Raw genomic sequence first — 12319 nt, 5'->3', positions numbered from 1 at the left:
CCGCGCGACGTACCATGGGGATCATGAGCATCCCGGCTGCCGAGTCGGCGGCATCTCAGGTCCCCCCGATCGAGTCCCCCGGAGAGGCCCGTCCTGACGACGGGTCCACCCCCGAGGCATCCCCCAGCGGCTACGCCCTCTGGGCCGTCCTCCGCCGCGATCCCGCCCGCCCCGACGACCTCGACGGTCGCGAGGTCCCCGGCGCGGTCGACGAGCTCGACGGCATCGTCCACATCGTCGAGGCCGAGGGCGTCACCGTCCGCGGCTTCTACGACGTCTCCGGCATGCGCGCCGACGCCGACCTCATGGTCTGGATCCACGGCCCCCAGATGGAGACCCTTCAGTGGGCCTTCCGCGAGATCCGCCGCGCGCGCCTCATCCGCGCGCTCATCCCGTCGTGGAGCGCCGCCGGCGTCCACCGCGACGCCGAGTTCAACCGCAGCCACGTGCCGGGCTTCCTCCGCGGCATCGAGCCGCGCGACTGGCTCTGCGTCTACCCCTTCGTCCGCTCCTACGAGTGGTACCTGCTGCCGCCCGAGGAGCGCGGGCGCATGCTCGCCCAGCACGGCCGCCAGGGCGCTGCCTTCCGCAGCGTCATCGCCAACACGGTCTCGTCGTTCGGCCTCGGCGACTACGAGTGGATCCTCCCGCTCGAGTCGAACGAGCTCGTCGACCTGGTCGACATGATGCGCGATCTGCGCAACACCGACGCGCGCCGTCACGTGCGCGAGGAGGTCCCGTTCTACACGGGCCGCCGAATCAGCACCGCCGAGCTCGTGGAGGTCCTCCAGTAATGGCCGCACTCAACCTGGGTCGCAAGCCCACCCCCGCAACCGACGCGCCGCGCGCCCCCGGCGCCCTCGTCTCCGCCGCGAGCGAGGCCGCGAAGATGGGCCCTGCCCACGTCGAGGAGCCCGTCGCGTACGACGCGATCCTCCTCGCCTCCTTCGGCGGCCCCGAGGGCCAGGACGACGTCATCCCGTTCCTCCGCAACGTCACCGCGGGTCGCGGGATCCCGGAGGAGCGCCTCGAGGAGGTCGCCCACCACTACCGCGCGTTCGGCGGCATCAGCCCCATCAACGAGCAGAACCGCGAGCTGAAGGCGGCCCTCGAGGCGCGTCTCGCCGAGCGCGGCATCGACCTGCCCGTGCTGTGGGGCAACCGCAACTGGGGCCCGTACCTCAACGACGCGCTGCGCGAGGCCGAGGAGAAGGGCTACCGCCAGCTCATCGCCGTCGCCACGAGCGCGTACAGCTCGTACTCCTCGTGCCGCCAGTACCGCGAGGACTTCGCGGACGCGCTGGAGGACACGCAGCTGCAGGGCGTCATCCGCATCGACAAGGTGCGCCAGTTCTTCGACCACCCGGGCTTCGTCACGCCGTTCATCGAGGGCACGCGCGACGGGATCCGCGACGTGATCGCGCACTTCGAGGCGGAGGGGAAGCCCGTCGACCTCGCGACGGACGTCGAGATCCTCTTCTCCACACACTCGATCCCGTCGTCGGACGCGTCCAAGTCCGGCCCCGCCGAGCGCGGCTTCGACCAGGACGGCGCCTACGCCGCGCAGCACCTGGCCGTCGCCGAGGTCGTGATGCACGAGGTCCGCAAGGAGCTCGGCATCGACCAGGACGTGCCGTGGCAGCTCGTCTACCAGTCGCGCTCCGGCCCGCCCTCCATGCCGTGGCTCGAGCCTGACGTGAACGACGCCATCGGCGAGCTGCCCGCGCAGGGCCGCCGCGCCGTCGTGATCGTGCCCCTCGGCTTCGTGAGCGACCACATGGAGGTCAAGTGGGACCTCGACAACGAGGCCACCGAGTCCGCCGCCGAGAACGGCCTGTACTCGGTGCGCGTCCCCACGCCGGGCGTGCACGCCGCGTACGTCGACGGCCTCATCGACCTCGTGCTGGAGCGCCGCGACGGCATGAAGGCGGCCGACCGTCCCCACATGACCGACCTCGGGCCCTGGTACGACGTGTGCCGGCCGGGCTGCTGCGAGAACGTGCGGCTGGGCTTCAAGCCCGCCGTCTCCGGGCTGGCACCGTGACGGACGGTCCCACGACGTCGGCTCCGACGACGACGCTCCGCATCGGGACCCGGGGGAGCGCGCTCGCCCTGGCCCAGACGCGGGCGATCGCCGCGGAGATCACCGGCGCGTCGGGACTCGAGGTCGAGCTCGTGCCCGTGACCACGCACGGCGACACGTCGCGCGAGTCCCTGTCGAGCCTCGGCGGCACGGGCGTGTTCGCCAGCGCGCTCCGGGAGTCGCTGCTGCGCGGCGAGTGCGACCTCGTGGTGCACTCGCTCAAGGACCTGCCGACGGCGCCGTACGCGGGCCTCACGGTCGCGTCGGTGCCGGTGCGCGAGGACCCGCGCGACGTGCTGTGCGCGCGCGACGGCCTCACACTCGCGACCCTGCCGCGCGGCGCCCGCGTCGGCACCGGATCACCGCGCCGCCGCGCGCAGATCCTCGCCGAGCGCCCGGACCTCGACGTGGTCGACATCCGCGGCAACATCGACACCCGCCTCTCCCGCGTGACCGCGGGCGACCTCGACGCCGTGGTGCTCGCCGCCGCCGGCCTCGAGCGCATCGACCGCATCGGCGCCGCCACCGAGCACCTCGAGCTGGACCGCTGGCCCACCGCACCCGGGCAGGGCGCGCTGGCCCTCGAGATCCGCACGGAGGACGCCGAGACGCACTCGGTCGTCGGCCGTGCCGTCGAGGCCGTCGACGACCCCTTCACGCATGCCGCCGTGCTCGCGGAGCGCGGCGTGCTGGCCGCCCTCGAGGCCGGATGCGCGGCGCCCATCGGCGCCTGGGCCACCGTCACGAGCGCCCGCCTCGCCCTCACCGCCGTGGTTTACCGGCCCGACGGCACGCAGCGCATGGCCGCGAGCCACGAGCTCGACACCGCGGGGCTCGATCTCGCGCAGCTGGGCGCATCCGCCTCCGCGCTCTCGGGGCCCGTGTCCCGCGAGCTCCTCGACGCCGGAGCGGCCGATCTCGCGCCGCTGGGAGGGACCCGATGACCTCGACAGACCAGAAGCCCCTGAAGGGCTGGCGCGTGCTCGTGCCTCGCGGCGGACCGTGGGGCGACGGCGTCGCGTACGATCTCCGGGCGCAGGGCGCGACGCCCGTCGTCGCGCCCATGATCAACTTCGCCGCCACGCAGGACGCGCAGGCGCTCGAGTCGGCCCTCGCCGACCTCGCCGCGGGATCCTTCGACTGGCTCACCGTCACGAGCGCCACCACGGTGGACGTGCTCGCCTCGCACCGCGCCGTCGTCCCCGAGGGCACGCGCATCGCGGCCGTCGGCGAGACCACGGCGGCCGCGCTCGTCGCCGCGGGATACACGGTCGACTTCGTGCCGTCCATCGACTCGTCGGCCACCGCGCTCCTCGAGGAGTGGACGGAGATGGCCGCCGGATCCCCGCGCCGCCGCGTGCTCACGCTCCGCTCCGAGATCGCGAAGCCCACGCTCACCGACGGCCTCATCGCGCGCGGCCACGACGTGCGCTCGGTCGTCGCCTACCGCACGGTCGGCGTCCCCGTCAGCGACCGGATCCGCGAGGACGTCTCCTCGGGCCGCGTCCGCGCGATCCTCGTCACCTCGGGCAGCGTCGCGGAGCAGGTGCACGAGCAGCTGGGCGACGTGCCCGACGGCGTGCTCATCGCCTGCATCGGCCCGCGCACCGCGAAGGACGCGCGCCGATTCGGCGTGCGCGTCGACGTGGTCGCCACGGAGCGCTCCGCCGCGTCGCTCATCCAGTCCCTGGTCGAGATCGCCCGCCACGAGGAGCCGCGACCCGATACGGCGGGGCTCACCGGCCTCGCCGACCTCCTCGATCGGAGCACCACCGAATGACCTCCCCCTACTACCGTCCGCGCCGCCTCCGCACCACGCCGGCCATGCGCCGGCTCACGGCCGAGACCCGCCTGCACGCGGCCGACCTGGTGCTGCCGATGTTCGTGCGCGAGGGCCTCACGGAGGCCTCGCCCATCACGTCGATGCCCGGCGTCTCCCAGCACTCGCTCGACAGCCTGCGCCGCGCGCTCGTCGAGGCGGCCGAGGCCGGCATCGGCGGCGTGATGCTGTTCGGCGTGCCCGAGGTGCGCGACGCCGAGGGCTCCGGCGCGAGCGATCCCGACGGGATCCTCAACGTCGCCACCCGCGTCGCGATCGAGGAGTTCGGCGACGCGCTCGTCGTCCAGACCGACCTCTGCCTCGACGAGTTCACGGACCACGGCCACTGCGGCGTCCTCGACGCGGACGGCGTGGTCGACAACGACCGCTCGCTCGACCGCTACCGCGCCATGGGCCTCGCCCAGGCGGAGGCGGGGTCCCACCTGCTCGGCCTCAGCGGCATGATGGACGGCCAGGTCGGCGCCGTCCGCGAGGCCCTCGACGACGCCGGGCACCACGACGTCGCGATCCTCGCCTATGCCGCGAAGTACGCGTCCGCCTTCTACGGCCCCTTCCGCGAGGCCGTCGACTCGCAGCTGCAGGGCGACCGCCGCACGTACCAGATGGACAACGGCAACCGCCGCGAGGCCCTGCGCGAGGTGGAGCTCGACATCGAGGAGGGCGCCGACGTCGTCATGGTGAAGCCCGCCATGAGCTACCTCGACATCCTGGCCGACGTCGCCGCCACCAGCAGCGTGCCGGTCTGGGCATACCAGATCTCCGGCGAGTACGCGATGATCGAGGCCGCCGCGCAGAACGGCTGGATCGACCGCGAGCGCGCCATCGACGAGAGCGTCCTCGGCATCAAGCGGGCCGGCGCCGACGCGATCCTCACCTACTGGGCCGTCGAGCTCGCCGAGCGCCTCGCCCGGCGCTGAGCCGCTCCTCCCTCCCCGCCGGATCCCCGTCCGGCCCGCAGCATCCGAGCGCATCGACGCCGGGCACCGAAGGACACACCGTGACCCACTCCCAGGACCTCTTCGACCGCGCACGCGACGTCATCCCCGGCGGCGTCAACTCGCCCGTCCGGGCCTTCGGCTCCGTCGGCGGCACGCCCCGCATGATGGTGAGGGCTGCCGGCCCCTACGTGACCGACGCCGACGGCGTGGAGTACGTCGACCTCGTCAACTCCTGGGGCCCCGCGATCCTCGGCCACGCCCGCCCCGAGGTCGTCAAGGCCGTGCAGGACGCCGCCGCCCTCGGCCTCGGCTTCGGCGCCACGACGCCCGCCGAGACGGAGCTCGCGGAGCTCGTCACCGAGCGCGTTCGCGTCGCGGGCGTCGACGGGTCCCCGGACCGCCGCCCCGTCGAGAAGCTCCGCCTCGTGTCCACCGGCACCGAGGCCACCATGACCGCGATCCGCCTCGCCCGCGGCTTCACCGGCCGCGACCTGCTCGTGAAGTTCGCCGGCCACTACCACGGCCACTCCGACAGCCTCCTCGCCGAGGCGGGCTCCGGCGTCGCCACGCTCGCGCTCCCCGGCTCCGCGGGCATCCCCGAGGCCATCGCCGCGCAGACCATCGTCGTGCCCTACAACGACCTCGGCGCCGTGCGCGCCGTGTTCGCGGAGCACGGCCCGCGCATCGCCGCCGTCATCACGGAGGCCGCCGCCGCGAACATGGGCGTCGTGCCGCCGCTGCCCGGCTTCACCGCCGAGCTCGCCCGCATCGCCCACGACAACGGATCCCTGCTCATCTCCGACGAGGTGCTCACGGGCTTCCGCGTGCACCCGGCCGGCTACTGGGGCCTCGACAACGACGGGCTCGCGGCCGACCACCCCGACGCCTGGACCCCCGACCTCGTCACGTACGGCAAGGTCATCGGCGGCGGCCTGCCCGTCGCCGCGCTCGGCGGCCGGGCCGACGTGATGGACCACCTCGCGCCCCTCGGCCCCGTCTACCAGGCGGGCACGCTCTCCGGGAACCCGGTCGCCGTCGCCGCGGGCCTGACGACCCTCCGCCTCGCGGACGCCGACGTGTATCGCGCACTCGACATCGCGGCCGACATCCTCATCTACGCGGTCGAGCTCGCCTTCGACCGCGCGGGCCTCGCGTACTCGGTGCAGCGCGCCGGCAGCCTCTTCAGCTTCACGTTCGGCACGCCGCCCGAGCACGGGATCACCGACTACGCCACCGTGCAGGCGCAGGAGACCTGGCGCTACCCGGCCTTCTTCCACTCCATGCTCGACCAGGGCGTGAGCCTGCCGCCGTCGGTCTTCGAGGCGTGGTTCGTCTCGGCCGCCATGGACGAGGCCTCGCTCGACCGCGTGATCCGCGCCCTCCCGGCCGCCGCCCGCGCGGCCGCCGCGGCCACCCCGCCGGCTTAGCGGGCGGTACCGCCGACGGCACGCTCGGGACGCCGGCGGAGGGGCGGGTCAGAGAGCCGGCGCCAGGCTGTAGCCGGACGTCTCCTCGAAGAACTTGGCGATCGTGATGTAGTGGTTCTTCCATACGCCGCCGTACCAGCCGCCGCCGTACAGGATCCCGTAGAGCGCCACGTTGGTGAACCCCCCGCTGCCGCTGGTGACAGGTGCTCCGCTGTCACCGTCCTCGCTTGCTCGTCGTGACGTCGGGCTCGCCGACGCGACACCGGGCAGACCGGCGAGCACCGGGCTCGGGATGTGGGTGAGCATGAGGGTGCAGTCGACGCCGCCGACCGCGCCACTGCGACAGAACGACTCCTCATCGCCCGGGCTCCCGGTGCGGTTCACGATCGGCGTGATGGGGCTTCCCGTATTCAAGGCGGAGAGGACGACCCGACCATCGGCTTGCGGCGTGTAGGTGGTCACGTTCTGGCAGAAGAGCGTGCCGGAGTGACTGGGGCCGCAGTAGCGCGACGTCCTCGACGTCGGCAGAACGGTGATGAGCTCGAGATCGGTGTCGGGAGAGACCCACGTCACCGTGCCGGTCACGGTGCTTCCGAGGGTGAACTTCTCGCCCTTCTTACCGCAGTGCTCGGAGGTGAGCACGTAGCGCTTGGCTGCTGCGAATCCGGAGATGGCGGTCCCGATGCCGGAGTACTTCATGACGGCGCCGGCTGTGCAGTTGGCCCCGGAGGCGGAGCGGATCTTCGTACCCGCCATCACCGGTCGCTGGAGGCGGAGCGGGCTGATTTGCGCCGATGCATCGGACGCAGCACCGCCGACGACCGATGGCGTGACGAATGCGGTGAGGAGCATGGCGAGCGCGAGGCGCTTCGAGCGGGCGGGGATCATGGGTTCCGTTCGGAGACGGGCGGCTGCTGCGGTGAGCATGCCAGTCGGCCCCGACCGCGCGGAGGAACCTTGCACACGCTGCCCGCCCCCTCGTGGGCCGAGCCGAGGCGCCGCGCTGTCACAGCGTGATCGCCGCGAACCGCTCCAGCTCGACCCAGCCGTCGCGGCCGTCCTCGGGCGTGCCGGGACGTGCCGTCGCTGGGACGCCGAGCCGGTCGGCCGCCGCGAGCTGCGCCACGTCGTAGCCCGTGAGCGCGCCGATCTCCGCCACCGCCACCTGATAGGTGCGGTACGGCCCGAGCTCGGGCGCGTCCGCGGTGGCCGACTGCCGGTCGAGGTCCCCGAGCTCCGGAGCCTGGTCGAGCAGGTAGGCCGTGGTCGCGAGCCGGTCGCCCGAGGCCCAGGCGGCGATCTTCCAGAACATCAGCGGGATCCGCACGCCCCGGTACACCGGGTCGTCGTCCGAGAAGACGGGGCCGGTGAGCACCGTCATGCGCCGGTCGCCGAGGTCGGCGTTCTCGAGCACGTAGTCCTCGAGGCCGAGCCACAGCTCCTTGGACTGGTTGAACTCCGCCGCCTGCGGAGCCGCGTTCGTGTAGACGAAGGTGTCGGCGCTCGCGCGCGCGGCCTCGGCGATGTCGCCCCACACGGGATCCCGCCGCCGCACCAGGTGCCCGCGGTCGATGTCGTTGCGCGCGTACAGCTCGGGGCCGCACTGCTGCTCCTCGGGCAGGCGCGGATCCAGGTGCCAGTCGTCGGAGCGCTCCACGTCCACGAGGCGCGCGCCGTCGATGTTCACGGCCGTGAGCGCGGCGAGCCGGCGGTCCGTGTCCATGAGCACCGTGAAGTGCAGGTAGTCGAGCCGCACCGGCTGCGCGTCGGCCGGGGCCTCGGGCAGCGGAAGGGGGATGGGGAGGAAGTCGAGGTCGTAGCCGTCCATGACCGGAGCCTATGCCCGGCCCCGGACACGCGGTCGGGCGGGCGGATGGACGCCCCGGGGCCGGCAGACGACCGGCGACCGGAGCGGGCGGACGGCGGGACGCGTCGGATCAGGCCAGGCTCAGGGGAGCCGTGGCGCGTCCGCGCGCGAGCTCCGCGAAGACGTCCGTGGTGAGCCGGTACGCGTTCTCGACCTCGGCCACGACGCGGGCGCGCTCGTCGTCGTCCCACGGCGCCTGGTCGAGCGCCTCGCGGTAGGTGCTGCAGAACCGGCGCGGCTCGGCGATCTCCGCGAAGAGGTACAGGCCGACGCCGTTCGTGTCGAAGCCGAACTGCCGCTGCAGGAGCGAACGGAGGAGGCGGCCGCCGGACAGGTCGCCGAGGTAGCGCGTGTAGTGGTGCGCGATGAAGCCGCCGACCCAGACCGAGGCGACCTGCTCGATCCGCTCGACGTACGCGGCGGTGCTCGCGAGCGGCCGCACGATGTCTCGCCAGTCCGGCCCGACGAGGAAGTCGAGGTCGGCCTCGATCGCGGGGAGGCGCGTGAGGCGGGTGCTGATGAAGCGCGCGGCGACGGGATCCGCCGCCATGCGCTCGGTCGCCTGCTCGATGGCGCGGTAGATGAAGTAGTGCTGCGCGACGAGGGCGACGTAGTCGTCACGGCAGCCGCGGCCCGTGACGAGCGCGGTCATGAACTCGTCCGCGTCGGTCGACTCGGCGCGCGGTCGTGCTCGGTCGCGGAGGGCCTCGGTGAGGGAGACGACGGTCATGATGTAGGTGAGCCTAACCTCATCCGCCGGTGCTCCGGAAGAGCGCGGCGGCCGGCATCGCGGCCGGCCGCCGACGGATCAGGAGGCGGCGGCGAAGAAGACGAGGCCGAGCAGCGGCGGCACGCCCTGGATCAGCGCGGGGATGAGGTACTTCTTGCCCGTGCTCGCGATGATGATCGACGTCAGCACCATGCACGCGGTCGTGAACAGCACGAGCGTGAGGCCGGCGGGGACGTTGCCGACGAAGTAGAGGATCAGCCCGAGCCCGGCGCCGAGCGCGAGGAACAGGTTGTAGAAGCCCTGGTTGTAGGCCCACGGCTTGATGATGAGGGCCTTCTCCTGGTCGGCCACGCCGAAGCGCTTCCAGGCGAAGGGCCGCTCGAAGAAGACGCTCTCGAGGAGGAAGAAGAAGACGTGGAGCAGGGCCGCGAGTGCGACGAAGATGGTCCCGGTGGCGGCTACTGCGGTCATGATCCCTCACTCCGGCGGCTCCGTGCCGCGTCGCGCCAAGGGTAGCGCGGGGCGCGGCCGGCGGCGCGCGGCGGCGGGCCCGGGCGGCGGGTGCTAGGCGCGGACGTCGACCACGACGCGTCCGCTCGACGCGCCGGCGAGGATCCGCTCGCCCGCCGCGATCGCGCCGTCGAGCGGCACGGTCGTGGTGATGGAGTCGAGGAGCGCGGGGTCGAGGTCGGTCGCGAGCCGCGCCCACGCCTCCTGGCGCAGTGCGGCCGGCGCCTCGACGGAGTTGATGCCCGCGAGCGTGACGGCCCGGAGGATGAAGGGGAGCACGGTGCCCGGCAGGTCGGGGCCCTGCGCGAGGCCGGCCGCGGTGACGACGCCGCCCCAGCGGGTCTGGGCGAGCACGTTGACGAGGGTCGCGCTGCCGACGCTGTCGACCGCGCCCGCCCAGCGGATGCGCTGCAGCGGCTTCCCCGGCTCGCCGAGCTCGGAGCGGTCGATCACGTCGGCGGCGCCGAGCGCGCGCAGCCGGTCGCCGAGCTCGTCGACGCGTCCGGTCGACGCGACCACGCGGTGGCCGAGGCGGGCGAGGATCGCGACGGCGACGGATCCGACCCCGCCGCCCGCGCCCGTGACGAGCACGTCGCCGGACCCTGGCTCCACGCCGCCGCGCTCGAGCGCGAGCACCGAGAGCATCGCCGTGAAGCCCGCGGTGCCGATGGCGGCGGCGCGGGCGGCGGTGATCCCGTCGGGCACGCGCACGAGCGCATCGGCGGGCACGCGCACGCGCTCGGCGAGCCCGCCGTCGCGGCTCTCGCCGAGGCCGGCGCCGTTGAGGACGACCAGGTCGCCGGGGGAGAAGGCGTCGGATCCGCTCGCCGCGACCGTGCCCACCGCGTCGATGCCGGCGACGAGCGGGCTGGTGCGCGCGATGCCGGGCCGGCCGCCGAGCAGCATGCCGTCCTTGTAGTTGACGCTGGAGAAGAGGACGTCGAGCACGACCTCGCCGTCGCCGGGGCCGGCGGCGCCGCCCGTCGCCTGCTCGTCGGGGAGGTCGCGCAGCGCGACCTCGATGCCTGTCGTGCCGTCGTCGGCGACGGTCTGCTCGGCCACGAGCGCGCGGTACGTCATGCCGTCACGCTACCCGGGGTGGTCGGGCGACGCGAGCGAGGGCGGCCGCCGGGGTCTGCCGAGGATCAGCCGAAGAGGATCGCGGCCTCGTCGTAGCGGTGCTGCGGCACGGTCTTCAGGCGGCGGAGCGCCTCCTCGAAGCCGACGTGCACGATGTCGGTGCCGCGGAGCGCGACCATGCGGCCCCAGTGGCCGTCGCGCACGCTGTCGACCGCGGCGAGGCCGAGGCGCGTCGCGAGCACGCGGTCGTACGACGACGGGGTGCCGCCGCGCTGGATGTGGCCGAGGGTCGTGGCGCGGGTCTCGATGCCCGTGCGCTCCTCGATGATGGGCGCGATCTGCTCGCCGATGCCGCCGAGCCGCGGGCGGCCGAAGGCGTCGAGCCCGCGCTCGCCGTGCGCGTCGGACGCGTGCTCGGGGATGAAGCCCTCCGCGACGACGACGAGCGGCGCGCGCCCGCGATCGTAGGCCGAGCGGACCCATCCGATGATCTCGTCCATGCTCGTCTTCTGCTCGGGGATGAGGATCGCGTGCGCGCCCGCGGCCATGCCGGAGTGCAGCGCGATCCAGCCGACGTGGCGGCCCATGACCTCGGCCACCATGCAGCGGCTGTGGGAGTCGCCCGTCGTGCGGAGGCGGTCCATGGCGTCGGTCGCGATCTGCACCGCGGTGTCGAAGCCGAACGTGTAGTCGGTCGCGTCGAGGTCGTTGTCGACCGTCTTCGGGACGCCGACGATCTTGAGGCCCGCGTCGGTGAGGCGCTTCGCGGCCGCGAGCGTGCCCTCGCCGCCGATGGCGAGGATCGCGTCGATGCCGAGGCGGTCGAGGTTCTCCTGGATCCGCTCCACGCCGCCGTCGCCCTCGAACGGGTTCGTGCGGCTGGTGCCGAGGATCGTGCCGCCCTGCTTGCCGATGCCCTGGATGTCGCGGCGCGCGAGCGGCATGACGTCGCCGTCGACGACGCCCCGCCAGCCGTCGCGGAAGCCGACGAACTCCTGCTTGTGGATGGTCGTTCCCTTGAGCACCGCCCCGCGGATGACCGCGTTGAGTCCGGGGCAGTCTCCGCCTGAGGTGAGGATTCCTATGCGCACACGTCCATCATGGGGCACGCGTCCGCGAGACTGGGTGAATGGATCCCGCCCCCGACGGCCGCTCGCGACCCGCGTCCCCCGAGACGGGCGACCTCGACCGCCTCGCGCGTCGCGCCCACGGCCTCGTGCGCGAGGGCGCGCGGGCGATCCTGGCCATCGCGGGCAGCCCCGGCGCAGGCAAGACGACCCTCGCGCGGGCGCTCGTGGCACGGGTCGACGCGATGGCGGGCCACGGCACCGCGGCGTACGTGCCCATGGACGGCTTCCACCTCGCCAACGCCACGCTCGACCGGCTGGGGCGCCACGACCGCAAGGGCGCGATCGACACGTTCGACGGCTGGGGCGTGCTGGCGCTGGTGCGGCGGATCCGCGCGGAGACGGACCACGCGGTGTACGCGCCGTCGTTCGACCGGGCCGTCGACGAGGGCGTCGCGGGCGCCGTCGCGGTGGATCCCGGCATCCGCCTCGTCGTGGTCGAGGGCAACTACCTGCTCGTCGACGACGGCCCCTGGGCGCTGCTCCGCGCGGAGTTCGACGAGGCCTGGTTCTGTGCGACGCCGGGCGACGAGCGGTTCGCGCGGCTCGTCGAGCGGCACACGGCCGGCGGGCGGGCGCCGAGCGCCGCCGCGGCGTGGGCCCGCGACGTCGACGGCGTCAACGCGCGCCTCATCGAGGGGACCCGCGGCCGCGCCGACCTCGTGGTGGACGGCACCGCCGCGACGGTGCGCGACGCGGCCGACGCGTAGCGCCGCG

At 73.5% G+C, this 12319-nt stretch carries 13 protein-coding genes; 7 read left to right on the top strand and 6 right to left on the bottom strand.

Annotation, left to right across the window (positions count from 1 at the left end; genetic code table 11):
* The first annotated feature begins 23 nt into the window (after positions 1–23).
* From hemQ to hemL, 6 genes are all read left to right on the top strand, one after another.
* Entirely contained in the window at positions 24–794 is a 771-nt protein-coding gene (gene hemQ / locus CMS_RS14015; RefSeq protein WP_223842667.1) for a hydrogen peroxide-dependent heme synthase, read from the top strand.
* Positions 794–2044, top strand: a complete 1251-nt coding sequence (locus CMS_RS14010; RefSeq protein WP_041464733.1) for a ferrochelatase — start codon at positions 794–796, stop codon at positions 2042–2044. The genes hemQ and CMS_RS14010 overlap by 1 nt, the downstream gene beginning before the upstream one ends.
* Positions 2041–3027 carry a hydroxymethylbilane synthase gene (gene hemC, locus CMS_RS14005; RefSeq protein ID WP_012300069.1) on the top strand — a complete coding sequence of 329 codons (987 nt, stop codon included), beginning with the start codon at positions 2041–2043 and terminating at the stop codon, positions 3025–3027. Before CMS_RS14010 ends, hemC begins: the two co-directional genes overlap by 4 nt.
* On the top strand, positions 3024–3863 hold the full coding sequence (locus tag CMS_RS14000; RefSeq protein ID WP_012300068.1) for a uroporphyrinogen-III synthase: 840 nt from the start codon (positions 3024–3026) through the stop codon (positions 3861–3863). Before hemC ends, CMS_RS14000 begins: the two co-directional genes overlap by 4 nt.
* On the top strand, positions 3860–4840 hold the full coding sequence (gene hemB / locus CMS_RS13995; protein WP_012300067.1) for a porphobilinogen synthase: 981 nt from the start codon (positions 3860–3862) through the stop codon (positions 4838–4840). Before CMS_RS14000 ends, hemB begins: the two co-directional genes overlap by 4 nt.
* A gap of 80 nt (positions 4841–4920) precedes the next feature.
* The gene (gene hemL / locus CMS_RS13990; RefSeq protein ID WP_012300066.1) at positions 4921–6288 is read left to right on the top strand and encodes a glutamate-1-semialdehyde 2,1-aminomutase; all 1368 of its coding nucleotides are present in this window, start codon (positions 4921–4923) and stop codon (positions 6286–6288) included.
* Positions 6289–6336: 48 nt separating this feature from the next.
* Here hemL and CMS_RS13985 read toward each other — a convergent pair whose 3' ends face one another.
* The 6 genes from CMS_RS13985 to CMS_RS13960 all read right to left on the bottom strand — a co-directional run bounded on the left by CMS_RS13985 (position 6337) and on the right by CMS_RS13960 (position 11566).
* Positions 6337–7176: a chymotrypsin family serine protease gene (locus CMS_RS13985; RefSeq protein WP_012300065.1), complete on the bottom strand. Its 840-nt coding sequence runs from the start codon at positions 7174–7176 to the stop codon at positions 6337–6339.
* A gap of 118 nt (positions 7177–7294) precedes the next feature.
* On the bottom strand, positions 7295–8116 hold the full coding sequence (locus CMS_RS13980) for a DNA/RNA non-specific endonuclease (protein ID WP_041464732.1): 822 nt from the start codon (positions 8114–8116) through the stop codon (positions 7295–7297).
* Between the two features lie 109 nt (positions 8117–8225).
* Positions 8226–8885 (bottom strand): biliverdin-producing heme oxygenase, encoded by a 660-nt coding sequence (locus tag CMS_RS13975; protein ID WP_041464731.1) that lies wholly within the window; start codon positions 8883–8885, stop codon positions 8226–8228.
* A gap of 78 nt (positions 8886–8963) precedes the next feature.
* Positions 8964–9356: a DUF1304 domain-containing protein gene (locus tag CMS_RS13970; RefSeq protein ID WP_012300062.1), complete on the bottom strand. Its 393-nt coding sequence runs from the start codon at positions 9354–9356 to the stop codon at positions 8964–8966.
* Positions 9357–9449: 93 nt separating this feature from the next.
* A complete protein-coding gene (locus tag CMS_RS13965; protein WP_012300061.1) occupies positions 9450–10475 on the bottom strand; it encodes an acrylyl-CoA reductase family protein in 1026 nt (341 codons plus the stop codon).
* Between the two features lie 65 nt (positions 10476–10540).
* Complete coding sequence (locus CMS_RS13960; protein WP_041464730.1) at positions 10541–11566, bottom strand: 6-phosphofructokinase; 1026 nt, start codon at positions 11564–11566, stop codon at positions 10541–10543.
* Positions 11567–11604: 38 nt separating this feature from the next.
* On the opposite strand from CMS_RS13960, the gene CMS_RS13955 reads away from it, so the two are divergent.
* Entirely contained in the window at positions 11605–12312 is a 708-nt protein-coding gene (locus CMS_RS13955; RefSeq protein WP_012300059.1) for a nucleoside/nucleotide kinase family protein, read from the top strand.
* The last annotated feature ends 7 nt before the right edge of the window (positions 12313–12319 follow it).

It is taken from the genome of Clavibacter sepedonicus, from assembly GCF_000069225.1.
In the GTDB taxonomy this organism is placed as follows: Bacteria; Actinomycetota; Actinomycetes; order Actinomycetales; family Microbacteriaceae; genus Clavibacter; species Clavibacter sepedonicus.
This window is presented reverse-complemented; position numbering and strand designations above follow the sequence as displayed.